This is a genomic window from Brevundimonas sp. SL130 (genome assembly GCF_026625805.1).
Lineage (GTDB): Bacteria > Pseudomonadota > Alphaproteobacteria > Caulobacterales > Caulobacteraceae > Brevundimonas.
Window position 1 is genome coordinate 1,548,215 of the sequence record NZ_CP113064.1, and the last position, 22,955, is coordinate 1,571,169.

General features: G+C 65.5%; 22 protein-coding genes and 1 pseudogene. 12 read left to right on the top strand and 11 right to left on the bottom strand.

Annotation, left to right across the window (positions count from 1 at the left end; all coding sequences use genetic code 11):
• The first annotated feature begins 4 nt into the window (after positions 1-4).
• On the top strand, positions 5-1,273 hold the full coding sequence (locus tag OU998_RS07730) for a tyrosine-type recombinase/integrase (RefSeq protein ID WP_267516383.1): 1,269 nt from the start codon (positions 5-7) through the stop codon (positions 1,271-1,273).
• Positions 1,274-2,070: 797 nt separating this feature from the next.
• Here the strand turns inward: OU998_RS07730 and OU998_RS07735 are convergent.
• From OU998_RS07735 to OU998_RS07760, 7 genes and pseudogenes are all read right to left on the bottom strand, one after another.
• Positions 2,071-4,236 carry a peptidase domain-containing ABC transporter gene (locus tag OU998_RS07735; RefSeq protein WP_420709820.1) on the bottom strand — a complete coding sequence of 722 codons (2,166 nt, stop codon included), beginning with the start codon at positions 4,234-4,236 and terminating at the stop codon, positions 2,071-2,073.
• Positions 4,194-5,438, bottom strand: a complete 1,245-nt coding sequence (locus OU998_RS07740) for an HlyD family efflux transporter periplasmic adaptor subunit (protein WP_267516387.1) — start codon at positions 5,436-5,438, stop codon at positions 4,194-4,196. The genes OU998_RS07735 and OU998_RS07740 overlap by 43 nt, the downstream gene beginning before the upstream one ends.
• A gap of 310 nt (positions 5,439-5,748) precedes the next feature.
• Positions 5,749-6,042 carry a hypothetical protein gene (locus OU998_RS07745; RefSeq protein WP_267516388.1) on the bottom strand — a complete coding sequence of 98 codons (294 nt, stop codon included), beginning with the start codon at positions 6,040-6,042 and terminating at the stop codon, positions 5,749-5,751.
• 141 nt (positions 6,043-6,183) lie between these two features.
• Positions 6,184-6,534 (bottom strand): hypothetical protein, encoded by a 351-nt coding sequence (locus OU998_RS07750; RefSeq protein WP_267516389.1) that lies wholly within the window; start codon positions 6,532-6,534, stop codon positions 6,184-6,186.
• Positions 6,535-6,633: 99 nt separating this feature from the next.
• A complete protein-coding gene (locus OU998_RS07755; RefSeq protein ID WP_267516391.1) occupies positions 6,634-6,885 on the bottom strand; it encodes a hypothetical protein in 252 nt (83 codons plus the stop codon).
• A 115-nt stretch (positions 6,886-7,000) separates the two neighbouring features.
• Positions 7,001-7,186: pseudogene (locus OU998_RS17070) on the bottom strand (helix-turn-helix domain-containing protein); the annotation flags it as partial.
• 11 nt (positions 7,187-7,197) lie between these two features.
• Positions 7,198-7,608, bottom strand: coding sequence for a helix-turn-helix domain-containing protein (locus OU998_RS07760; RefSeq protein WP_267516393.1), 411 nt, complete (start codon positions 7,606-7,608; stop codon positions 7,198-7,200).
• A 547-nt stretch (positions 7,609-8,155) separates the two neighbouring features.
• Here OU998_RS07760 and OU998_RS07765 point away from each other — a divergent pair.
• Entirely contained in the window at positions 8,156-8,620 is a 465-nt protein-coding gene (locus tag OU998_RS07765) for a helix-turn-helix domain-containing protein (protein WP_267516394.1), read from the top strand.
• 648 nt (positions 8,621-9,268) lie between these two features.
• Here the strand turns inward: OU998_RS07765 and OU998_RS07770 are convergent.
• Positions 9,269-10,144: an aspartyl protease family protein gene (locus OU998_RS07770; protein WP_267516396.1), complete on the bottom strand. Its 876-nt coding sequence runs from the start codon at positions 10,142-10,144 to the stop codon at positions 9,269-9,271.
• Positions 10,145-10,204: 60 nt separating this feature from the next.
• Entirely contained in the window at positions 10,205-10,372 is a 168-nt protein-coding gene (locus OU998_RS07775) for a hypothetical protein (RefSeq protein WP_267516397.1), read from the bottom strand.
• Between the two features lie 509 nt (positions 10,373-10,881).
• On the opposite strand from OU998_RS07775, the gene radC reads away from it, so the two are divergent.
• From radC to OU998_RS07815, 8 genes are all read left to right on the top strand, one after another.
• The gene (gene radC / locus OU998_RS07780; RefSeq protein ID WP_267516398.1) at positions 10,882-11,571 is read left to right on the top strand and encodes a RadC family protein; all 690 of its coding nucleotides are present in this window, start codon (positions 10,882-10,884) and stop codon (positions 11,569-11,571) included.
• 7 nt (positions 11,572-11,578) lie between these two features.
• A complete protein-coding gene (locus OU998_RS07785; RefSeq protein WP_267516399.1) occupies positions 11,579-12,481 on the top strand; it encodes a toprim domain-containing protein in 903 nt (300 codons plus the stop codon).
• A gap of 51 nt (positions 12,482-12,532) precedes the next feature.
• Positions 12,533-14,659: a ParB/RepB/Spo0J family partition protein gene (locus tag OU998_RS07790; RefSeq protein ID WP_267516401.1), complete on the top strand. Its 2,127-nt coding sequence runs from the start codon at positions 12,533-12,535 to the stop codon at positions 14,657-14,659.
• A gap of 226 nt (positions 14,660-14,885) precedes the next feature.
• On the top strand, positions 14,886-15,251 hold the full coding sequence (locus OU998_RS07795) for a single-stranded DNA-binding protein (protein ID WP_267516403.1): 366 nt from the start codon (positions 14,886-14,888) through the stop codon (positions 15,249-15,251).
• Positions 15,252-15,285: 34 nt separating this feature from the next.
• Entirely contained in the window at positions 15,286-15,702 is a 417-nt protein-coding gene (locus OU998_RS07800; RefSeq protein WP_267516405.1) for a single-stranded DNA-binding protein, read from the top strand.
• A gap of 133 nt (positions 15,703-15,835) precedes the next feature.
• Positions 15,836-16,318 (top strand): GcrA family cell cycle regulator, encoded by a 483-nt coding sequence (locus OU998_RS07805; protein WP_267516407.1) that lies wholly within the window; start codon positions 15,836-15,838, stop codon positions 16,316-16,318.
• A gap of 380 nt (positions 16,319-16,698) precedes the next feature.
• Positions 16,699-17,643 (top strand): DUF2493 domain-containing protein, encoded by a 945-nt coding sequence (locus OU998_RS07810; RefSeq protein WP_267516408.1) that lies wholly within the window; start codon positions 16,699-16,701, stop codon positions 17,641-17,643.
• A gap of 332 nt (positions 17,644-17,975) precedes the next feature.
• Positions 17,976-19,217 (top strand): DUF3363 domain-containing protein, encoded by a 1,242-nt coding sequence (locus tag OU998_RS07815; RefSeq protein WP_267516410.1) that lies wholly within the window; start codon positions 17,976-17,978, stop codon positions 19,215-19,217.
• Between the two features lie 411 nt (positions 19,218-19,628).
• Here OU998_RS07815 and OU998_RS07820 read toward each other — a convergent pair whose 3' ends face one another.
• On the bottom strand, positions 19,629-19,973 hold the full coding sequence (locus tag OU998_RS07820) for a hypothetical protein (RefSeq protein WP_267516412.1): 345 nt from the start codon (positions 19,971-19,973) through the stop codon (positions 19,629-19,631).
• Positions 19,974-20,306: 333 nt separating this feature from the next.
• On the bottom strand, positions 20,307-20,558 hold the full coding sequence (locus tag OU998_RS07825; protein WP_267516413.1) for a hypothetical protein: 252 nt from the start codon (positions 20,556-20,558) through the stop codon (positions 20,307-20,309).
• Positions 20,559-21,293: 735 nt separating this feature from the next.
• On the opposite strand from OU998_RS07825, the gene OU998_RS07830 reads away from it, so the two are divergent.
• Complete coding sequence (locus OU998_RS07830) at positions 21,294-21,659, top strand: helix-turn-helix domain-containing protein (RefSeq protein WP_267516414.1); 366 nt, start codon at positions 21,294-21,296, stop codon at positions 21,657-21,659.
• Between the two features lie 198 nt (positions 21,660-21,857).
• Positions 21,858-22,742 (top strand): helix-turn-helix transcriptional regulator, encoded by an 885-nt coding sequence (locus OU998_RS07835; protein WP_267516415.1) that lies wholly within the window; start codon positions 21,858-21,860, stop codon positions 22,740-22,742.
• The last annotated feature ends 213 nt before the right edge of the window (positions 22,743-22,955 follow it).

Sequence of the window (22,955 nt, forward strand, 5' to 3'; positions counted from 1 at the left end):
TTCTGTGGCGAAGCGCGGACTAGCGTCTAAGATTGGCGGACAAAAATCGTTATTGCAGAAATGTCGCAGGTCGACGTCAGATGCCACGCCAAGCCGCCGAACTCGGCGCTCTCGCCGTCAGCCGTATAGCCACTGCCGGCTACCACGCCGTCGGCGGGGTGGCGGGTTTATATCTGCAGGTTCTCCCCACAGGGGGCGGACCTGGATCCTGAGGGCGGACATCGGCGGTCGGCGTCGGGAGATGGGCCTGGGCGGCTATCCGAGCGTTACCCTGTCAGGCGCACGAGAGGCGGCGCGTGAAGCCCGAGACCTCATCCGCGCGGGCATAGACCCGATCGACAGGGCGCGGGCGGCGAAGGCCAGGTTGACCGTGACGTCCACTCAATCCGGATGGACCTTCCGGCAGGCGGGCGAAGCCTATGTCGCCACGCACGAGGCGGGCTGGAAGAACGCCAAGCATCGGGCTCAGTGGTCGTCGACCCTGGCCGCCTATGTCTATCCTGTCGTCGGGAATCTCGGCGTTGACGCGGTCGGTCTGTCTCATGTCATGGACATTCTCACGCCGATCTGGACCACGAAAACCGAGACCGGCAGACGTGTGCGGGGGCGGTTGGAGGCGGTTCTGGACTGGGCCGCGACGCGCGAGCTCCGGTCCGGACCGAACCCCGCCCGGTGGAAGGGGCATCTCGATAAGCTGCTGGCCGATCCCTCTAAGGTCTCGAGGGTCAGACATCACCGTGCACTGCCGATCGACGACATGCCCGGCTTCATCGCCCGTCTGGGCGAGGTCGGGGGCGTCGGAGCTCGGGCGCTTCTGTTCGGGATTCTCACCGCAGCCCGCTCCGGCGAGACCAGAGGCGCCACTTGGGGCGAGATGGATGTTGCGCGCGGAATTTGGACTGTACCACCAGAGCGCATGAAAGGGGGAAGGGCGCACCGCGCTGCGCTTTCCAGCGCCGCGCTCGCCCTCCTCGGCGTTCCCGGCAAGCCCGATGACCTCGTCTTTCCCGCTGCAAGCGGCGGGACCTTGTCGGACATGACCCTGACCAAGGTGCTGCGCGACATGAAGGTGGATGCGGTTCCGCACGGCTTCCGATCCACATTCCGGGATTGGGCGGCCGAGCGAACAGAACATGCGAATGAACTGGCGGAGATGGCGCTCGCTCACGCCGTGGGAAGCAAGGTCGAAGCCGCCTATCGTCGAGGCGACCTGTTTGCTCGGCGGGTTGCCCTGATGAATGATTGGGCGGTGTTTTGCGGTCTGGGTCGCTAAGCCCGTAGCACGGCATTTAGAGAGCGCCGCACCGCGACCGGGCGGCTCCCCGGCTGGTCGGGCTGCGCCTTTCCGGCGGAGGGAGGCCAAGCCGACTAAAGGGAAGGGGTGGGGGGGGGGGCGGCCATGCTTCGCTGCAAATGGCCTGAATCCGAGCGCTTTCCAATGCTCGCCGCTGGACGGATGAATACATCCGCCGGCCGGTTGGAGGCCATTCGAACCCAGCTTCAATTGCATGCGTCCGCCATAAGGCTTTCCGGCAACGCCGCCGACGGCCTTTTGGAGCGGGTGTTAACCGCGCTCCAACGGCTGAGAAGCATGAGCTAGGCTCAGGCCCATTCATCCGAGAGGCGCGATCTGATTCGGGCTCCCCGGGAGTCTTGTGCAGCGCCTCGCGTCCCTTCATGTGAAGGGCAGATCGCGAGTGACCTGCCCAGCCCCGACGTTCAGGCCGTCGTTGGTGATCCGGTCAATCGCCTCCCGCTTGAACGAAGCCGGAAACACCCGGCGTTCAACACGCATCAGACACTCCCCTCCAGCTCCGAAAAGCTAGCCTGCGTGTCCACCAAAGCGAGGCAGGACCAATGCGCGCATCCCGTCGTCCTGCATTCCAACCTCCGTCGCGTCATAATTGACGCGTCTCGACGATGCCGGGGTGAAAAGCAGTGTGCAACGTTCGGGTTGTGCAAATATACACCTAAAGATGTGACTGAGCGTCGCTTCTCCGTGCCTCGCCCGCGCTCGTTGAGAAGGGCGCCCGACGTGCAGTGGTCGCTCGACGCGCGGTGTCGCGCGGGTCAAGCGGCCGCGAGGGCGGCGCACTGCTCGGCCGTGACGAGCACGCCGCCCCGCACCACGAGCACCCGATCCGCACGCTTCAGCAGCGCCGGGCGGTGCGCGACGACGATGCGCGTGATCGGCAGGGCGGCGATCAGGTCCGCGATCAATTCTTCCGTCTCGACATCCAGGTTCGCCGTGCCCTCGTCTAGGACCAGAATCTTCGGCTGGCGGTAGAGGGCGCGCGCGAGCAGGACGCGCTGTTTTTGCCCCCCCGAGAGGGTCGAGCCCATGTCCCCGACGAGGGACAGATACTGCATCGGCATGCGGACGATGTCCTCGTGCACCTGGGCGGCCCAGGCGGCCTGGTGCACACGCTGCATGTCGAGATCGGGGTCGAAGAAGGCGATATTGTCCGCGATCGTGCCGGACAGAAGACGATCATCCTGAGCCACAACCCCGACCTGCTCGCGCCAGGCCCGCCAGGACGCGTTCGTCGCAGGACGTCCGTCGAGTTCGATCCGACCTCCGGTCGGCGCTTGAAGTCCTAGCATCAACTTCAGGAGCGTGGTCTTGCCGCCGCCTGACGCCCCTGTGATGGCAAGGAATTCCCCGGGTTCGACATCCAGGTTTAGCCCCTCGAGGATGAGGCGATCCGCGTCGCCATAGCGAAACTCGACATCGCGAAGCCGCATGCCGCCGCGCACCGCCAGGGCGGTAGGCGTGACCTGGGGGGTGTCGGCCTCTGCCGTCACGATGTCCGCGAGGCGATCAAGATGCAGGCCCAGGAACTTGAATTGGATGGCCTGGTTGATCAGCGCGTTCGCCCGGTCGGTGAAGGTCTGCCTGAACGATAGGAAGGCGAACAGCATGCCGACAGAAAATCCGGCTCCGTCCAAGATGATTTTGGCGCCCAGATAGATCACCAGAACGGTCTGCAGGCCAGTCACGAGGCCCTGTGTGAAGCTGAGCGATATCTGGAATTTTCCAACCGACACGGACGCATTGATCACGTTGGCGTAGAGATTTCGCCAGGCGCTCTCACGCTCCGCTTCACGGCCCATAATCTTGATGGTGGTCGCTGCGCGAACAGTCTCCATGATGTGCGACTGCTCATATGCCGTCGAGATGATCTGTTCCTCCGTCCGCGCCTTGAGCATCGGGAAGACGGTGAACGCGATCGCCAGGTTGGTCGCCACCGCCGCAACAACCACCGCAGCCAGGATTGGAGAATAGAGAAGCAGGATCACCACGGCGACGACGGCCATCAGGCCATCAATGATCGCGGCGATAACCCCTCGCGTGAGAACGTCCTGAATAGCGGACGCGGAGCCGATCCGCGAGATGATGTCCCCCACATGCCGCTTCTCGAACCAGTCGCTGCGCAGGCGCATCAGATGGCGGACGAGATTCCCGACCATCTGGAAGCTGAGGAGTTGACCGAAGACCTGCAGGGCCCAGGCGCGAAGCGCCTCAATCGCCGACTGGATCACGACGAGCGCTCCGAAGCCCAGCGCCAGCACCGTCAGCAGATCGCGGTCCGCCCTGAGTATGCCTTCATCGACGACCAGCTGCATCTGGAACGGCATGGCGAAGGCCGCGACCTGCAGGGCGACCGATAGTCCGAGAATCTGGAAGAAGGCCGGCCAGAAACCGACTATCTTTGACCAGAGGCTCGTGAGCCTGATGGGGGCGCGCGCGGTGATCGGCGCGAAGGTGTCAGACGGTGCGACCTCCAGCACCACCCCGGTGAAATGGTTGGAGAGTTCGGCCAGGGAGAGGGACCGCGCGCCTAGGGCGGGATCGTGGATGATCGCCTTGCCGTTTCGGATCGACTTCAGCACCACGAAATGGTTCAGGTCCCAGTGCAGAATGGCCGGAACGCGGACCTTTTCCAGCGCCTTCAGGTCAACCTTTAGAGCCCGCGGCGCCAAGCCGAGGCCGTCGGCGAGGCCCATTATGCTTCGGAGCGTCGCCCCGGACATCGACAGGGAAAACCTTTGCCTGAGGCCGTTCAGATCGACGTCGTGGCCATGAAAGCGCGCAATCATCGCCATACAGGCTAAGCCGCACTCCGCAGCCTCAGCGCCCTGGATAATCGGAAGCCGCTTACTGCGGCCGAAGTTCAGTTCGGGAAAGCCCGTCATTTGCGTCGTCCTGCGGCGTAGAGGGGATCCAGGAGCCATTCGAGGAGAGAGCGTCGGTCGATCACGACGTCGGCGTTGAGCAGCATGCCCGGCTGCAGGGGAACGCGTCGTCCATAGGCGGACACCGTGCTGCTCTTCATTCTGACGCGGACGCGGAAGACCGGTTCACTCGCCTGAAGGCCCGGAATGGCTACCTCCGCCGGAGCGAGCACCGTCCTGGACACCGACGTCACAACCCCTTCTCCCGTGCCGAACTTCTCGTGGGGAAAGGCCTGGTACATGAGCCGCACGTCCTGTCCCTCGTGAATGAAGCCCGACGCGCGCGTCGGTGCGTAGAGTTCGGCCTCAAGGGGAGAGTCGCCAGCTGTCATGACCGCGATCGCGACGCCAGGCTCGACGGTCTGCCCCTGATTGACGGGCAGGGCGGCCACCCGGCCGGCGACCGTGGCGACGACCACATAGGTCGACTGGACGGCCGCCTGGGTGACCTGCTGATCGAGGCCGGCGCGCGCCGTGCTTGCCTCCGCCGCGGCTACGGCGAGGTCGATCGGAATGGCGGTCAGACGGGCGTCGACCTCTCCGATCTCTCGTTCGTACGTCAGAGCCTCGGCTGACAATTCCGACAGTTCCTGATCGACGACGAGCTCCGCCGAGCGCCGGGATTCTAGCTCCCGCCGGGGCAGGAAGCCCTGGGCCGCGATGGTCTCGGCGCGCGAAACTTCGCTGCGGGCGAACTCGAGCCGCTGGCGCTGCAACCCGATCCTCCGGCGGGTTTCCGATAATTCTCTGACCAGGGCGGCGCGCCGCCCTGTCATCTGTCGGTGTTCGGCTTCCAGAGCTTGCCTCGCGGCCTGAGCCCGGGCCTGAGCGGCCACGCCCTGAGTGGCGAAGCTCTCGGACAGGGCGACGTAGCTGTCCCCCGATAGAAGCGCCGAGGACAGGGTCACCGTCGCGATCGGTTGTCCCACCTCGAGCCTCTGCCCCTCCTCGACATGCAGTTGAGCGACCACGCCGCCTTGCCGCGCGGGGACGCGGATCAGGCCCGCTTTGGGCGCAAGCCAGCCAGACACGGTTTCGCGCCGGGCATAGGAGGCGGTGGACGCAAAGAGCGCCCCGGCGAGCACGACGGCGCAGGCAAGAAAGCCGAGGACGCGGGACGGCGTCGATGACGCCAGCACCACTTCGCCGGCCAGTCGGCGCGTCGCATGGGAGACGGCTTCTTTTCTGAAAAGGTCTGTCATCTGCGATCCAACCGCTCCGGCGTCGCCGGCGGTCTGGGTTTGAGGTCCGAACGCTCTGTTGCGGGCGGTCCTGTTAGGTCGGTGTGCGGGGTGGGAGAGCCGGCGCGGTCGCCTTCGATGTCTGCTTCGCTCACATCGCAGGATTGGGTTTTTGAGCCTGATCCCACCCCGTGGAGTGCGGCCCGGAGGCGTTTATGTCAACTCATGAGGGTGTAAATCTATCGCAAGACGAGCTGTTGGCGTCGAGGCGGCGGGCCGAAGCGGTATTGGTCTCGAGCTTCGTCAGGACGATGATCAGGGTGTCGCCGTTTCAGGACCGCGCGCTGGTGTGCATCAGTCGGCGGGCCTCGAAGGGCGCGACGGCCAGCAGGGCGAGAAGGGCCACGCCAAGCATCCACCGCACCTCGACATTTGTCCTCAGCAGGAGGGTGGGTGCGGCCAACGCCAGGGCATGGGTCAGCACCGTGACCAACTGCGCGCCCGAGGCGGCCACGAGCCACCAGCGGTCGAACCGGACGGTCAGCCAGAAGAGCGCGAGGAATGTCGCGACATCGACAGTCGCGACGCCGACACGCCAGCCGGAGATCTCGAGAGGCGTGACCATCTGGGTTGCAACGAACGCCGCAAGGACTGAGGCGGCTGCAATCCGCTCCGGCCGCCGACCCGCGAACAGACACCAGCTGACGCTCGCGGCCGTCAGAGCCCAGTAGGCCGTGATGGAGAGGGCGAGCGTCAGCGGCCTGGCTCAGGACACGGCGGTGAGATGGCGGGCGTTGCTGGTCTCGCGGATGGGGCGATCATCTGCGGGCTTCGTTTCGGGACCGGCGAGACGCCATTCGATCCGCATCCGCTCGGCGTCCGCCTTCATCTGGTGATGGGCGGCGACGACGGCGCCGCGGGCGGCGCCGACGGTGTTCATGGCCTGGAGAATATTGGCCAGTGCATCCTGGCCGATCACGGCCGAGATTTTCTGATCCACGCGCCCCGCCGTCATACTGGAGACAAGCAGGGCGGCCTCGGATAAGGCGTGATCGAGCGCGTGTTCGGTCGAATAGAGACGGCGGGCCAGATCCTGGCCGAAGTCCGAGCGGTTCATGGGAACTCCTGTAAATCCATAGTGGAGCCTACTGGAGGAGGGTATGGATCGAGACGAGCACGGCCATGATCACCACCACCAACAAGGCAGCGATGAGAACTAGGCCGACCCGCGGCAAGAGGCCGCGAGGGGGGATGGGCGGGATGTGGAGGCCGATCGACTGTGGGCGATCGCGCCCAGCGCCAGCACCTCCCTCAGGAGATCCGTCGTCGACAGACTGAACGCGGTCTCGCGGGTGGTCTGGAGGATGTGCAGGACCGCGTTGCGATGCGCCCCGTCGCGCGCTGTCTCCTGAAGCACCGTCTCCAGGTCCGCCCAGTCCCACTGGGGAAGGTCGTGATCTCTTGTCATAAGCAGCTCCGTTGTCCGGAGCAGAAGGCAAGGTTTCGCCGGGCAGGGCGATAATGGAAAAACCCTCTCCATACCCGGTATGGAGACAGCCGGCCTGACGGAGAAGCTGCACGGCTGCGCGACTGCTGGTGACGCTCAGCTTGCGCCTGGCGTTGGCGAGGTGCGACTCCACCGTGGCAACGGCAAGCCCGAGGCGATCCGCAATCTCGCCGGCCTGCAGGTGGTCCGCGACGCCTTCGAGGCACCGCCGCTCTTGTCGGGTGAGGCGCGCGGCGGCGATCCTTTCGATCTCTTCAGCCATGGGCGAGGACGTCAGCGCGCGTCAGGCGCATTGGTCCCGGCATGCCGGCTCGCCGGAGACGTGCCTTCGGGTCGTGCCCCGCGAAGAAACGCCTTCGCCACGTCGAGAAGAAGCTGTTGCTTGTCCTCGGGTAGGGCGGCTGCAGCCATTCGGATCTGGTGCATGAGATCCGTCGCTGGCAAAGCATCGTCATCTTCAGGCAACAGGGCAGAGATCGCGCATCCCAAGCTGGCGGCGATAGAGGCCAGGGTGGTGGCGGCGACCCGATTGGCTCCCGTCTCGTACTTCTGGACCTGCTGGTAGGTGACGCCAATCCGAGCGGCCAGGTCAGCCTGGCTCCATCCGAGATCGTTCCGATGCGCTCGAATCGCGGCGCCGATCAGGACGTCGAGGGTGCTGGAGGTCGTAGAAGATCGGGGCATGGCTGGGCCGGTAAAGGACTGACGACGTCCATATAGAGGCTAGACCGGCGTTTGCAGCGGAAAATCTTAGGTTGATCGGCCGTGAGGGCGGACGTCGGCTTCCTCGCCAGGCGCGACATCTGGCCCGCCCGGCCGGGCGAGTGGGTTGCGCGCCTGAGTCCAGGCCCAACCCCGACCGGACGGCCCGTGAAGGTGCAGTTTTGTCCTCCTACCGTCGAGTGGCGGCCTGACAGCATACGACGGGAGCGTGCGAAATCCGCCGGAAGGCGACATTGGAATGCGACCCCAAAGTAGATCGAACCGCAGATACTCCAACAGCGTCAATTTGCCCGAGCCCAGACCGCCGATGATGGCATTAAATCCGTCGTTGACAGATATCTCGGAATCTTTCCCTGTGAGAAACGAAGTAACCCTTATGGTCAGATCTCGTTGGTTGGGCTGTAGAGGTGCATCGTAGCAAACACGGGCTTGGTCAGCCAAAACAGCTTGTCGGATACGGATTGCACTACACCATCACCGTGTGCCGCTGACTGCAACGACAACGCTGATGTGGTGTTTTGACTGTCACGACATTCCGAATTCGCGTTATGTCGGGGCCATGCCCCAGCCTGCCTCACAGTCTCCCGCTCCGACCGACCCTGAACAAGCCTTCGACCGTCAGGTCGGTGAACGACTGAAGGCCTACCGCCGTGCGGCCCGCCTCAGCCAGACCGAACTCGGCAGGCGGATCGGCGTGACGTTTCAGCAGGTCCAGAAATACGAGAACGGTTTCAACCGGATTGCGGCTTCGCGGCTTTGGCTTGTCGCTAGATGCCTAGGTGTGCCGGTCACCGCCCTGATCGGAGACGATGAGGCGGCGACATCCGAGGGGCCGGCAAGCGATGTGGCTCGCCTGCTTCAGGCGTGGAGGGCGATGGACCCAGCTCATCGGGCCCCGCTTCTGACCCTGATGGAGAATCTCGGCACGATCCCTCGCTCGAAGCGTGGTCATCGGCCAACCGTCACGACCTGAAAGCACCGCAGGGGGGGGGGGCGACGCTGCAATGGAAAGGATCTCAACCGTTCCTGTGTCAGGCAGATTGAGTTTTCCTCCTCGGTCCTTTCGTGGCGCCCTTGCGGGTCTGCTGCTCCCGACGCTCTGCGCTGCCGTCGCACGCCTGAGCGCCAGGCGGCGCAGCGGAGCCGCAGTCGAGGCTGGGGCGGTCTGGCTGAAGCCTGGCGGGCGGGACCGAGATAGGACGGATCCAGGGGTGATGCCTGCCCGTTCTGCGGGACTTTGCCTTGCGACATGCAGGACAGACCCGCCAGTGTCGCCAGCCTCAAGAACAAGCCCCAGCCGATCCCTGGCGAATGGCTCTCGGACCAGGTCCGGTATGGGCTCGGTCAACATCCGTCGTCCCGCATCGTCCAGTGTCAGATCAAAACGGGCGAGCAGAGGCAGTCCGATCAGAGCCGCTCCCTGGCGCTGTGGATGGTCCCCGATGCCGACGGGCGCCCTGTGCAGAGGTACGCCAGCGGACATGACCGTCTCGACGGCCGTGGTATCGCGCACGGTGACCCCAGAGACATCGCCCTTAAACCAAGCAGCAGGGGCTGGATGGAGATGGATGTGTTCCCGATCCCAAGCCTGACAACCGCTGCGTCAGGCTCCTCCTGAGAGCTACGGCGTGATGGTTATAGATTTTCGCGTGAGGCGGAGGCTGGCGAACTGACCCAAGGTGTCCATGCCGAGGATCATTTCCGGGCATGGAGCAGAACAGCCTCCGCGTGGCGGGAAGTCCACAACGACAACGGAGGCGACTGGGAGGCCCCGTACCAAGATCGGTCTGTTGTAGCGGATCGCTGAGACCTCTCGACCCGATGCTCCGCGAATAACGGTCGGCACACCTTCGGATCCGTCCTGGACATTCAGCAGAGCGGCCATCTGGGGATTAATCAGGGTCGTCTGACCGCCCGTATCCACATAAATGGCCGTCGCCTCGCACCGATCATCCAGACTGAAACGGGGTTTGGCGGCGTCACAGTTGACGAACCCGGCAGCGCCGGTTTCAGCCTGCCCGGGTTCGTCCAGAGTGAGGCGCCGGAGCCTGAAGTCAAAGGCCGCATCGTAACCATCCAGGAAATCCATTCCCACCATAGCCTCGGCCCTCAGGATCGGGACGTCCACGACAACCGCCGCCAGATCCCAGTCACCCGGCGCGCCGCCGAGGGAGGTGATCTTAACTCCGGCTATCCGGCCCCTGACGCCCCTGCCGTCGACGCCCCGCATGGGTGCCGTTCTGACGATCGGGATGAACCTTAGTGCAAGCCGTGATGCCGTCGCTGGCGTCGTCAGGAACGGCGACGAAAGCCCGGTATCAACAAGGGCGTTCAAACTCTGACCCGACACAACGGTCTGGATGTAGATGCGTCCATCGTCACCAAGCGTAAAATCACTTTGGACGGGTTCTGCAGCCGACGCGCATGATGCCAGAACAGCAGATAGAACAACGCCACCAAATAACCGGATCAGATTTCTAGACAAAATATCTCTCACGACATAATTTTTACCAGAAAACTGGAAATGGATGCCGCCTTTTACGGCGGCATCTTTTACTCACGCAGCAGTAGCCGGCTCGTCGTCAAAGATGTCGATGACAAGCTGGACCAGCGGAGCTGCGGCGGCCTTCAGGAAGTTGCCAACTTCCGTCCAGGTCAGTCCGGCGCCATTGACCATATCAATCTGGTCTGCAGTCAATTCCTGGATTTCATTCTCGTTATACATAACTTTACCTTGATAGGAGTTGAGAGACGCGCAATCCGGATTGCAACTAAAGGAATGCAATTGTCGGAACACTTCTGTCAAGCAATGAAGGCGTAAAGTTCTCCTGTCGCGAGTGTTTTAAAATTTCCTGACCTGTGTCGTAAGGAAGCCGTCAGCCATGCGATCCGCCGTGAGGTGATTCTGGCCTCGACGCTGCCATCCCGGCTCCTCGCGCTGAGGCTGACCCTTTCAGTCATAGAAACACTGATCTTTTCCGCTTCGGCAAGCTGTGCCCGCAAAGAATCCGAGTCGGGCTGTCTGACGCCAGAGGCCGGCATGATTCGGCTGGACGCCCGTCAGGGGGAGTCGTCTCTGAAGTGTATTTTCGGGAGAGTGACGCGGTTACGCACGGCGAGTCGATTGCAATCCAGGCGCTGTCTTCTGCGCCTAAGGTTGGCGACAAGCCCCGCTGGAGGGGAAAGGAAGGCCTGCGGCGGACGCTCCGTAGTGGAGCGGCAAAGGACACCGCCATGACCCTGAAACCCAGCCCGGCCACCGATCCTCGTCGTCGCGACACCGCGCGACCCGGCCCGCCAATCCCGACACTCGCGTACGAGACCCTGAACGACCAGACCCTGCTCGGCCTGATGCTGAGCCGATCCGACGCCGATCCGGATCGGCTGGCGGGCGACCTTCTTGCGCGCTTCGGCAGCCTTGGCGCGGTGGCGGCGGCGGATCTGTCTGAACTGACGCGATCGAGCGATGCCGGGCTTGCCGTTCTCAGCGACCTGAAGATCCTGCGCGAACTGGCCGTGCGGCTCGCCCGGGTTGATGCCTGCCGCCGGCCCGCCATCGCGTCCTGGAACGCCCTTCAGGCCTATGTCCGCGCAGCCCTGGCGCATTGGCCGAGAGAGCAGTTCAGAGTTCTCTATCTCGATCACCGAAACAACCTGCTGCGGGATGAGTGGGTCGCCGAAGGCACTGTGGACCACGCGCCCGTCTATCCCCGGGAAGTGGTGCGGCGCGCTCTGGACCTGTCGGCCTCGGCGATGATCCTCGTTCACAACCATCCATCGGGCGACCCCACGCCGTCGCGCGCCGACATCGAGATGACCCGCAAGCTTGTCGACGCCGCTCGGGTCTTCGGCCTTCAGGTGCACGATCATCTGGTGATCGGTCGACAAGGGACGGCCAGCTTCAAAGCTCTCGGCCTGATCTGAGGTCGCCATGAGTTTGCACGCCATCGTCGCCGCCTTGGGCGGCGACCTCTACCAGGGCGGGCGGCGCGCCAATGTGCCGGCGCCGGGCCACAGCGCCGGAGACCGCTCCATCTCCCTGCTCGTGAGCGAGGACCGGGTGGTGATCCATAGTTTCGGCGCCGCCGACTGGCGAGCCGTGCGCGATCATCTCGCGGAGCTCCGCCTCATCGATGGCTCGGGCCGGATCGCGGGTGTGGGGCGATCAGGGCCGTCAGTGTCCGCGATCCGGCCGGATCGTGCCGCACGCGTCGCGACCGCTCAGCGACTGTGGAACGGCGCGGGCCCGCTCGCGCCGGGGTCGGTGTCGCATCGCTATCTGGTCGGGCGAAGCGTGGAGCTGGGCCCGGGCTTTCTCCAGGACCTGCGTCACCATCCGGACGCCCCGGTGTCGGTGTTCCAGTCGGGAGGACCGACCCGCCCAGCCCTGGTCGCCCGGATCACCGATGCGGGCGGACGGATGACGGCGGTCGAACTCGTCTACCTCGATCCGAACGGCCGCCGCGCGGACCGGCTTCGTCTGCCCCGCAAGACGGTGGGCGTCGTGCCGCCCGGTTCGGCGGTGAGGCTGTCGCCTCAGGCGCAAGACATGATTGTCGGCGAGGGCGTCCTCACGGTCCTGTCCGCCTGCGAGCGCTTCGGACGACCCGGCTGGGCCCTGATGTCGGCGCACAATCTCTCGGCCTGGGTTCCGCCGCAGGAGGTCGGGCGCATCCTCATCGCGGCGGACCGCGGCGTCGCCGGCGAGCGGGCGGCCGCCCGCCTTCGGTCCCGGCTCTGCAGCCTCGGCGTCGCTGTCTCCGTCGCCCTGCCGCCGGAGCCGTTCGAGGACTGGAATGCGGCTGCGACCGGGAGGAAGGAGGGAGGGCGCTGAGGGGCGCCGGCGCGGCGGGGATGGTCCCCGGCGGCCGGTTGGAGAGCCTCCATGCCCCGATCATCCGCCGCTCGCGCGTCCAGGGTCGCCCCGGAAACCGCCCCCGAGGTCGCCGACGCCCCGACGCCCTTCCAGATCACCGCCGCGCGCGTCCGCCAGTTCGTCGCCCTGCGCGATCTCGGCGTCGCCCCTGAGAACCTTCGCGCCGGCGAACCGGCCGATAACGACATCCCGCAGCTGGCCGACACCCTGTTCGCCGCCGGCCAGCTGCAGCCGCTGACGGTTCGCCCGGGGCGACGAAAGGAAAAGGCCCATATGGCGCTCGACGGGCGTCGGCGGTTTCTGGCGCTGAGCCTGCTCGTCGCGCAGGGCCGGATCGACGACGGCTTCCTCGTTGATGTCTTCGTCGAGACCGATCCGGCTCGCCAGGCGGCGGCCGTCGTTCTCACCAACACCGCCGTGCCGGTCCATGTCGCCGACGTGATCGGCGCCATCGGCCGCATGCTGCGTGCGAAGCTGGAGGTTCCGGTCATCGCCCGGGCGCTGGGCTATGCCGAGATCGAGGTGAAGCGGCTGGCGGCCCTTTCGGCTCTCCCGGAGGTCGCCCTGCAAGCCCTGAAGGCGGGCCGGCTCACCCTGAAGCAGGCGAAGCTGCTGGCGCGGCTTCCGGATCGCGAAGAGCAGGTTGAACTCGCCCGCCTGGCGCTCGACGGCCATGGCTTCCAGGACTGGCGCGTCAACGAACGGCTGGACGTCAGCGCAGTCAACGCCGACGACGCCCGCTGCACCCTGGTCGGTTCTGAACGCTATGCGGCTGCGGGCGGTCGCACGGAGTCCGACCTGTTCGGCGAACGGGCCCCGGTGCTGCTCGATCCGGCCCTTCTGACCGAGGGGTGGATGAGGCGCGCCCGGGAGATCGCCCTGGCCTTCGAAGCCGAAGGGCTGACGGTGTATGTCACCGCGGGTGGCGAGCCCGATCTTCCCGACGACCTGGAGACGCCGGGCTATGTCCATGGCGGCATGCTCCCGGCGGCCGAGATGGCGGCCTACCGCGAGGCCCGGTCCTGCCATGAGGCGGCGTCGGAGGCCGCCGCCGAGATCCTTGCCGAGACGACGGAGCCGGGCCAGGTCGATGCCATCCTGGCGGACATGATACGGGCGAAACTCGCTATGGACCAGATCGCGCTGGGCGGGCGGGTCGTCACGATCCTCGTGCTCAGCCCGGACAGGTGGACCGGGATCCAGGTCCGTTCCTGGACCCCTGTGGAGCCGGAGGTCATCGACGATCCGGATCCACAGACGGAGGATGATTGGGACGTTGATCCGCAGGTTTCGCCGTTCTCGCCGCCTCAAGCCGCCGCGCCTGAGCCGGAGGTCGAAGGGGTCAATCATGCGCTCCACGCGGTGAGGACCGAGGCCGCCACGCGGGGTCTGATCCGCGCCCTGGCGGACGATCCCAAAACGGCGATGACGGCCCTGATCGCCCGGCTGTTCGGTCAGATCGTCCGTCGCACGCATGGCCCCCGCAGCGAGTCCGCGCTTGCGATTACGGCTCAGGCCTTCAACCCCGCCGGCGGACGGGTGATCGAGATGCTCGACGGCGTCGTGCGTCAGCGGCTCGACGACCGGCGCGCCGCCTGGGAGGCGTCAGGACGGACCTTGATCGGATGGGTGCATGGCCTGGATGACGCCGATCGCGCGAGCCTGCTCGCCGAGTTGACGGCGTTGAGCTTGGATCTGCGGGAGGAGCGGACCAGCCTGATCCGTCGTCCGGCCCGAGCCGAGGCGGCTGAACTGGCCGCTCTCGCCGGCGCAGACCTGACGCGGCACTGGACGCCCGATGCGCCGTTCCTGACGCCCCACTCCAAGCCGCTCCTGCTGGCCATGCTCGAGGCCATGGGCCAGGCGGATGTCCGGGCCGCCGTCCTGAAAAAGCCCGAGCTGGTCGCGCGCGTGGCCGAGCAGGCGGCCGCCCGTCGCTGGGCGCCGGCCGGCCTGTCGTGGACCGTCGCGACCGATCCGGACGGGGGAGAGACGGGTATTGTGGAAGGGGCGGGCGATGACGGGACAGCGGCCGACGCTCCCGGCGCGCCAGGGTCGGAGGACAAGACCGACGGCGCCGGGGCCTTTGAGGTCACGGCCTCCGGTGTGGACGCCTTGGCCCACGCAGCGGAGTGACGACGGACCGGCTGGGGCCGTCGCGCCGAAAAGGGGCGGCGGCCCTGCCGCGGCCGGGGGCCTCGGTCGGGTCGCTCCGCTTGCGCCCGGCGCGGCGGGCGCGGCGGGCGCCGAGGGCCGGCGAAGGCCATCCCGGGAAGGAGGGGGGAGGGAGGAAGGGCGGCCTCGGGCGAAGCGGGATGAGGGAGATCGTCTCCCGGCGGCTTCAAATCATAAGGAGACTGACATGCAGACCATGGTGTTCACCGGCCGATTGGCGGCCGATCCCCAGATCAGCGACGATTTCGGCAAGGCCGTCTTTCGCCTGCTCGAGAAGCGGGGTGTCGAGGCGTCCGGCAAGGACCGGCTCGTCGGCGTCAACTGCGTCAGCTGGTCGAAAGGCCTGAACGAAAAGGTCATCGCGCGCGGGCTTGCCCAGGGCTGCGAGGCCGTCGTCACCGGCGCCTTCATCGACACGGCCTACGCGACGAAGGACGGCCAGGAACGCACCGCCAAGGAGCTGGTGGTGAATCGTCTGACCGTCCTCGACTGGGCCGAGGCGCGCGACGGCGGCCCCGGCGAGGCGGCGGAAGGCGGCCGCGCCGCCGCCTGACCTCTTCACACCCTTCATCTTCAGGAGACTGACCATGCAATCCCTCGTCATCGAAGGCTATCTGGCCGCCGATCCCTCCATCCTCTCGGCCCAGGGCTCGGGCAGGAAGCGCGCGAGCTTCCGCGTGCTGGAGACCACCCGCTACCGTAAGGCCGACGGCACGCCGGGCGAACGCACCACCGGCTTCAACTGCGTCTGCTTCGGCGAGGCGACGACTGAGAACTACATCGCGCCGTTCGCCAGAAAAGGCAGCCGCGTCGTCCTCCAGGGCCATGTCGAGAACGACACCTGGACCGGCAAGGACGGGGTCGAACACTACGACCTGCGTCTGATCGTCAGCGACATCCGGCTCAAGAACCGCCGGGCGGCAGGCCCCAGGACTGATTCCGGCGATCGGCAGGTCCAGGAGCCTGCTGGCGGCTACGACCTCAACGACGACATTCCGTTCTGACCGCTCCCTCGCGAACGACGGCCCGGGTTCCTGTGACCCGGGCCGTTTGTCTGTGACGCCGGCGGCGCCGGAAGGCGGGAGGAAGGGCGGAGGGGAGCGGGCCGATCAGGCCTGCCGGCTTCGGAGTTCCGCCATGACCACATCCGCCTGGACCGACGACCGCATCGGTCGCCTCAAGACACTCTGGCTCGAGGGCTGGACCGCCGAGCAGATCGCTCGCGAACTGCAGAACGGGATCAGCCGCAGTGCGGTGCTGGGAAAGGTTCACCGTCTCGGCCTGTCGGCGGGGAGGCCGGGGAGGCCGCCAGTCTCCCAGACCGCAGCGCCCAGGGCGCGTATCGGAAGGCCTGTGGCCAAGCCGGTCGAGCGGGCGGCGGCCGGCGCCGGATCGGTCCCGACCGGGCGCGCGCCCGACCTGCCGAGCGGTGGGCTGACGATCCTGACGGTGGGATGCGGTCAGTGCCGCTGGCCTTACGGCGATCCCGGCCGCGCGGGGGTCTCGTTATGCGGCCGGCCGGTGGCCAGGGGCGCATTCTGCGTCGGCCACGCGCAGGTGGGCTATCGGACGCCGCCGGGGGGCGTCCCGTCGCTCCTCAGCCTGGCCGGCCTGGTCTGACAACAAACTTCGTTTTTTCGACATGAAGGCGGTGATGATCGACGGCGGCCTCCCGGAGGCCGCCGTCTTGTTGTGTTGTCCGGTCTTTGGACTCGACAGGACGGCGGCTCGCCGCCGTCGGGACACGCAGGCGCTGCATCCTCGTCCGCATCGGCGCAAGCGATGCGCCGAGTTGCGTCGTCGTCGCGAAGGGCGACGACGACCTGCCCCCACACAACGCCCTCCGATCTTGTCCTATCACCCCGGAAGTCAACGGCTGCGCCGTTCCCCTCCACGGGTCGCAAGCGGCGACCCGTTCCGGTGACTGCCGGGGGCCCCGATAGGGCCAAGACCGGGGTCGTTGCGCATGGGGCGCACGGCTTTCTCAAAGGAATGTTCCAATGACCTTCTACAGCCATCCCTTCATCGCCTCCGCTTCCCAGAAATCCGACTCCGCCTTCGACGACCTGACGGCGTCCCTGGGCGAGGGGCGTCCGCACCCGACGGAGGCCGCCTTGGTCCAGCTCGGGCGCGCGCTCATGACCGAGCTGGTGGATCTGATCTCCGACACCGCGCTGGAGGATTATCAGACCATCCTGGGAGAGGCCCTGATCGGCGCATTTCATTCGGCGGCGGGACGGATCGAGAGAGATGCGGACCGGGCCCGCGATACGATGCGATCGCTCGACCGGGACTTCGACGGATCGGAGGCGGCCGACGCCGAACTCCAGGACGCCACGGCGAAGGCCCGAGCGGGCGATGCGGCGACCCAGGCCTGCGAGTTGATCCGGGATGCGGCGTCCGAAACCTGGACGATCGCGACCGGCGAGGTCTGGACGGCCTGGCGGGGATCGCGGCGCGGCACGCATCTCACAGCGGCCCAGTTGGAGGCGAAACAGGCGATCCGGGCGATCCGCAACCGGAAGGCGGGAGAGGCCGACCCGGGCGGTCCGGTGGTCGCCTTCCGGGGCGCGCCCTCGGCCGACAGTGCGCAGGATGCGGGGCGGATCTTCGACGCCCTGAACTGGGCGAGACAGGAGTGGCCGGACATGGCCCTGGCGACGACCGGGGCGAAAGGCTCCGAGAAGCTCGCGATCAAATGGGCCCAGCAGAAGGGGGTGAAGCTGATCCTCGCCCGGGCGGATTTCGACACCCATGGGAAGGCGGCTCCGTTCCGGGCGAACGACGAACTGATCGCGCTCGAGCCGGAGGTTTGCCTGACCCTGGTCCATTCGGTGGATCGGGCGCGGGAGGCGCAGCGGCCGTTCGGACCCGCGCTCAACCTGGGACAGAAGGCCTTGGAGAACGGACTGCGGCACGTGCCCATCAAGGCTCGGGCAGCCTGATAGATCGAGACTGAGATCAACGACCCGCTCGGCTTCAGCCGGGCGGGTTTTTGTTTGTCATGCGGGGGCGTCCGTCGTCGGGCGAGCCGCGACGGGGCGAATCTCGTCGCCGGCGCGGTCTCTTGGGGTTTGAGTTGATCGGGCGTGTCGGGTCTTGATCGGGATGTATGACAATCTGCAAAAAGGGTGGGAGAGCAAGATAAAAGAGGTTTTTGGCCGTTCTCGTTTCGCGTATTTTGTCAGTGGGTTAGCGGCACGGTTTGAGGCATCGGACGACTTGCGTTGAGTTGCCGTCCTGACGCCCTTGCCAGGGAGAATGCGGAGGCGCGACCATGCTGGTGGGCGATAGGATTGCGGCAAGGGTCGAGCCGGACCCGGCGCTTGCGGAGGCGACGTTGGCCGTTCGTCTGCCATTGTCGATGAAGCCGGATAAGGTCGGCGTCCGGGTCGGCCTGATGCGTCGCCTGGCGAGTTCAAGGACCTTCGCCTTGGGCGACCGATCGGGGGTGCTGCGGGCGGCGCAGAAGCGGTCAGGCCGGCCGTTCCGGCTCGACGTGCGCCAGCGGGTGATCGTGAAGGCGCTGATCTCACGGCATATGGGCAGGGGCGCCGAGCGCGGCGTGGCCCTGGCCAAGCATGTGGCCTACCTCGGGCGGGCAGGGGCGGGGTTGGAAGGATCGCAGGCCCACTTCTTCGATCGTGCGTCGGATGATGTTGATCCCGCTGAAATGGTCGGCGGTTGGCAGGGGGATCGGCATCATTTCCGCTTTATCATTTCGCCCGAGCATGGTGATCGGATCGCTGATCTGAAAACCTATGTGCGCGAGGTCATGGCGCGGGTCTCGGCGGACCTCGGAGAGCCGAGTCTCGATTGGCGAGCGACCTGCCATTACGACACCGACCAGCCGCACGCTCATGTGCTGGTGCGGGGCAGGCGAGGGGATGGTCGGGATCTGGTCATTCCGAGGGACTACATCGGCTATGGCTTCAGGGCCCGGGCGCAGGAGGTGGCGCAGGAGCGGCTCGGCGACCTGTCGCGGCAGGATGCCGAACGGCGAGTCTGGAAGTTGACCCAGGCCGATCAGTTCACGGCCTTGGATCGGCGTCTGATCGCGGCGCAGGATTGCGCTGGACAGGTCGAGGACGGTGTCGGCGGGACCGACGCCTGGACGACGCTGTCGCGCGGACGACTGCGCCACCTCGAGGCCCTGGGGTTGGCGTCTCGGGAAGGTCGGCGTTACCGGCTCCATCCCGAGATGGAAACGAAGTTGCGGACGCTCCAGGTTCGCCGGGACATCATCCGGACGATGAACGGGCGGCGGTTGGAGGCGGGCACGCAGGTCCGACAGGCGCGGCCGGGCCGGTTGCGTGGCCGGGTGGTCAAGTCAGGGTTTCACGACGAATTGGGCGCACAGCCCTATGTCATCGTTCAGGGCGAGGCTCGGGTCGAGCAGTACGCCCGGCTTAGGCCTGGCGCCGCGCCTCTGCCGGTCGGACAGGAGGTGGAGCTCGTCGTCGGCGTGCGTGGAATTGCGGAAGTCTGTCAGGGGCGGGGCAAGGGAGTAAGCCTCTAGGAGCCGTCTTAGGTGGCCAATCCACCGTTCGCCCATCACCGCTGAACCTCCCGTCTCAACGACCAGAGTCAATCAGCGACGCCCCTAATGCCAATCGCCCGAGCCCGCCTTTTCAACGAAATGCGCCGGGCGCTGCCGTTGCCGCCGCCCCCAGAGGCGTCTGGCGAACGAATTGAGCCGGCGACCCCAGTGGCGCTTTACCTGAGCCGCCGATGAGGTTTCCGCGCTCCTTTCGGACGCGATGAAGAGCTGTCGCAAGGCAGACGACTTTCCGCCAAGACCGAGGTCTGTTTGTGCATGTCCATCGTCGACGGATCCTGGCGCCGAGCAATCGTCGGGTGTTGAGCCGGACCGGGGTGCAGGCGCGAACAGCGATCCGGCTCGCGCGGCTTGTCACGACGCATGAGCCTTCTATCGCGCCCCCGCCTGAAGACGACCGGCTGCGCTTTGCATGGTCTTATTCAAGGCCGTGGTCAGTGGATCGTCGGCGCCGAGTCCGGTGTTGTAGAGAAGGTCGCGGGCGGTACGGATGAGCGCCATCGGGTCGAAAGCTGGAACCGGCAAGGCGACCGCCTCACCCGGATCAACAGACGGACCGTCCAACTCTGATATTCGATTTGGATAGCAGGCAAGCCAAGCTTCAAGATTGGCCTGATACAGCGCCTGCGCGAACTCCTCGGCCGAAAGGCCGGGCGGAAGGGCCTCGCAACCGCGCGCGAACACCGCGAGGCGCGCCAAGGCGATGGGGGACAGCAAGACCACAGACATGACGTTCGACTCCTGTCGCCCTCTAGAGGCGCAGCCTTAGGCATTGCACGGCGCCCTCAAAGATCGCGGCGGTCGATGCGGTCATCAATCTGTGAGGTCGGTTGCATCGATGCTGGGCTAGGCCCCGATCCCGCTGACCGGCGTCCGTGGAACGGGCAAGGCGATCCGTGTGAGGCATGTCGCCTTCGTCTGATGCACGGTCATGGCCTCTGACAAGGCGTCTACGCTCGCCTCCCACAATGCTATCGGCACCAAACCCAAGGTCAAAACCCGTATCTTGCGGCGACATGCGTGGAGCCGTCCCCCGGTTGGGAGAAGGCGTCACTGGACCTGAGTTTTCATCCAGGCGCTGATGTTGCGCAGGGCCTTGAGGTCCAGAGCGTCTAGTCGCGGCTGGCCGTCCATCTCAAGGCCTCTCGCGATCAGATCGAGGATCGCCGCCCCTTCGGAATAGGTAGTCGCCCGCTCTCGCAGGAGGTCCGCCACCACGCCATCAATGGCTTCCGCCACTTCCTCGGTCTCTTCGGCCTCCAGAAGATCCATGGCCGTCCTACAGCGTTGCACCAGCCCCATCTATACATCCTTAAGGTTGTGTTTAGCGCAACTATAACGACGTTAGTCCAGAGGAACTGTCAAGCGCTCCTTCTTGAAGCTTGGCAGGCTTCAGCTGCTCTCGCCTCAATCGAGCTTGGACGTCCTGACTCTCGCGGCGCCCGTGATCCGCGCCATCCATGAATCCGGCTCAACCGGCGCCTACGGGCCATACGGCTCGTGAGGCGTCCATGGCCGGAACGTCGCGGGATCCGCCCGTGCGATTTTAGAAATCAGCCCTTGCCTTGGCCAACTCCACCTCCCTCCAGTCACTATGCCCCTGAAAGAGGCATACGGCAGGTACAGGCGGCTCCTCCTTAGGATTGGAACCAGGGTTGGCCAGCCAGGTCATATAGGTGCGCCAGTCCTTGTGCCGCGGGTGTTCGAGTGCGTTGACATATCCCTCAGGCGGGTCATACCGATCCGGCGTCATGAACCTGCTGTTGGTCCAGACATCGACCCAGAACCACGCTTCATGCCCTTCAAACAGCGGGACCCGATCGAGGTCGATCCTACAGCTGAGCGTGGCTCCACCGTTAATGAAAGCGACGGTCGGCGCCGAGTTAGGATCGAGCGTGTAGCCCCAGATTTTGACGCGCCGCTTCGTGCGTCATGGGGGGGCGGGGTGGTCGACTGGCCATCTGTTCCTCCCTGATGACCGACCTGAGACAATTGGTGTTCTCTTATTGTTCTGTGTGCAGCCTCTGGCTTGACCCTATGCGCACGCCGTTGCCTTCTGTGAAGATGTCCGTTCCTCAGATCGATTACGAAAAGCGACTGGATGCTCGCATCGGCAAGGCGGTGCGCGACCGCAGAGAATCCGTCGGCATCACCCAAGCGGCCTTGGCGGCCGCCATCGGTGTCACCTTTCAGCAGGTTCAGAAGTACGAACAGGGCCGAAACCGCGTGGCCACCTCAAAGCTCGTGCGGATGGCCGAAGCACTGAAATGCGAGGCTTCCGAGCTTCTGGGCGAGGAGAGCGATGGGGCGCTGGGATCGGGCCGTCTCATCAGGGCCTGGAGCCGACTCGATGTCGAACAGCGCGAGGCGGTCACACGGCTGGTGGAGGCCTTTGGGCGTTAGGGGCCGGGTGGATTCGCCTCAGGCTGATCGGAGCGGGGCCGGCGCTTGGTCTGCGGCCGGCGCGCCTATCGGCATGCAAATAGGGGGGCGAGCCTGGGAACTTCTATGACGTGACTCCCGTTTTTCATCTCGCCAATATCGACCGAACAGGACGCGCGGTTGCGTGTCATTAGCACTGCTTCGTGCTAGGTTTGTTTTATGGGCGATAATAGCGAACCACGGATAGGAGAGTCGGCGCACTGGTCGGCGCGGCCGCTGGGCGCGTTCAATATCAATTGGGGAGAGGCGGATTTTGCGCTGGCCGCGCACGACGCGGAGACCCTTGAGGCAGGGCTGAAGCTCGCCCTAGTGCTGGACGGCGATTTGACGGTGCGGGCGCTTGACGGCGCGCCTACACGCTTGAAAGGGGCCTCGCTGTGCCTGTTTTTTGGGCGCGAGTCTTGGCGGCTGGAACATCAATACGCCGCCGGACGGACGTTGCGGTATGTGACCCTAAATCTGGGCGCAGACCTGTTGGAGCAGGAGGCGTTGGCTCTTGGGACGAGCCTCGCGGGGGCGAGCGGAGCTGGGCCTGTGTCGGCCTTCATCAGCGCGCCGCCGCTGTCTATCGCCGCGATAGGCGAACAGATACTGAGTTGCCCGATGCGCGGCGCGGCGCGCGATCTTTATCTGGGTGGCAAGGGGCTGGAACTGACCGCTATGGCCCTGAATCATTTTATCCGAGGTGAGGCGAGGGCGGCGTCGGCGGCGCTCGGCGCGGCTGAACTTCGCCGGGTGGTTCAGGCGCGCGAGATGATGGATGCGGCTCCAGGGCAGGCGCCATCCCTGCCGGAACTGGCGCGCAGCGCTGGGCTGAACGTGCGCAAGCTAACATCGGGGTTCCGCGCCCTTTATGGCATGAGCGTCGCCGAATATCTCAGGGAACGGCGAATGGTCGAAGCATGGCGCAGTCTGTCCAGCGGCGCCTGCGACGTGACCCGGGCGGCGGAAGACGCCGGCTATGCCTTGCCGCATTTTTCAGCCGCCTTCCTGCGTCGTTTCGGCGTTCTTCCCAGCGCTGTGCGAAACCGCTCCGCGATCTGAAAACATAGACTGGCGATCTGAAAGACATCGGAGCGTAGGGTGCCTATTAGGCGGCACTGATAATCACTCGCATATCGAGCCGTCGCCATGCCCCTTTCAACTCAGACTTTCTCCTTTCGATGGAGGCTGCGCGCAGCCGTCTCACTGGTCGCCTTCGGTGCTGGAGCGGGCATAGCCACGGCCTCCCTCGCACAGTCGGCTCCGGAGGGTGAA

Excerpts from the sequence above, each read along its gene's own strand:
- OU998_RS07735 (WP_420709820.1), bottom strand. The coding sequence starts at position 4,236 with ATGGCTCCTGGATCCCCTCTACGCCGCAGGACGACGCAAATGACGGGC.
- OU998_RS07740 (WP_267516387.1), bottom strand. The coding sequence starts at position 5,438 with ATGACAGACCTTTTCAGAAAAGAAGCCGTCTCCCATGCGACGCGCCGA.
- OU998_RS07745 (WP_267516388.1), bottom strand. The coding sequence starts at position 6,042 with ATGGTCACGCCTCTCGAGATCTCCGGCTGGCGTGTCGGCGTCGCGACT.
- OU998_RS07750 (WP_267516389.1), bottom strand. The coding sequence starts at position 6,534 with ATGAACCGCTCGGACTTCGGCCAGGATCTGGCCCGCCGTCTCTATTCG.
- OU998_RS07755 (WP_267516391.1), bottom strand. The coding sequence starts at position 6,885 with ATGACAAGAGATCACGACCTTCCCCAGTGGGACTGGGCGGACCTGGAG.
- OU998_RS07760 (WP_267516393.1), bottom strand. The coding sequence starts at position 7,608 with ATGCCCCGATCTTCTACGACCTCCAGCACCCTCGACGTCCTGATCGGC.
- OU998_RS07765 (WP_267516394.1), top strand. The coding sequence starts at position 8,156 with ATGTGGTGTTTTGACTGTCACGACATTCCGAATTCGCGTTATGTCGGG.
- OU998_RS07775 (WP_267516397.1), bottom strand. The coding sequence starts at position 10,372 with ATGTATAACGAGAATGAAATCCAGGAATTGACTGCAGACCAGATTGAT.
- radC (WP_267516398.1), top strand. The coding sequence starts at position 10,882 with ATGACCCTGAAACCCAGCCCGGCCACCGATCCTCGTCGTCGCGACACC.
- OU998_RS07785 (WP_267516399.1), top strand. The coding sequence starts at position 11,579 with ATGAGTTTGCACGCCATCGTCGCCGCCTTGGGCGGCGACCTCTACCAG.
- OU998_RS07790 (WP_267516401.1), top strand. The coding sequence starts at position 12,533 with ATGCCCCGATCATCCGCCGCTCGCGCGTCCAGGGTCGCCCCGGAAACC.
- OU998_RS07795 (WP_267516403.1), top strand. The coding sequence starts at position 14,886 with ATGCAGACCATGGTGTTCACCGGCCGATTGGCGGCCGATCCCCAGATC.
- OU998_RS07800 (WP_267516405.1), top strand. The coding sequence starts at position 15,286 with ATGCAATCCCTCGTCATCGAAGGCTATCTGGCCGCCGATCCCTCCATC.
- OU998_RS07805 (WP_267516407.1), top strand. The coding sequence starts at position 15,836 with ATGACCACATCCGCCTGGACCGACGACCGCATCGGTCGCCTCAAGACA.
- OU998_RS07810 (WP_267516408.1), top strand. The coding sequence starts at position 16,699 with ATGACCTTCTACAGCCATCCCTTCATCGCCTCCGCTTCCCAGAAATCC.
- OU998_RS07815 (WP_267516410.1), top strand. The coding sequence starts at position 17,976 with ATGCTGGTGGGCGATAGGATTGCGGCAAGGGTCGAGCCGGACCCGGCG.
- OU998_RS07825 (WP_267516413.1), bottom strand. The coding sequence starts at position 20,558 with ATGGGGCTGGTGCAACGCTGTAGGACGGCCATGGATCTTCTGGAGGCC.
- OU998_RS07830 (WP_267516414.1), top strand. The coding sequence starts at position 21,294 with ATGCGCACGCCGTTGCCTTCTGTGAAGATGTCCGTTCCTCAGATCGAT.
- OU998_RS07835 (WP_267516415.1), top strand. The coding sequence starts at position 21,858 with ATGGGCGATAATAGCGAACCACGGATAGGAGAGTCGGCGCACTGGTCG.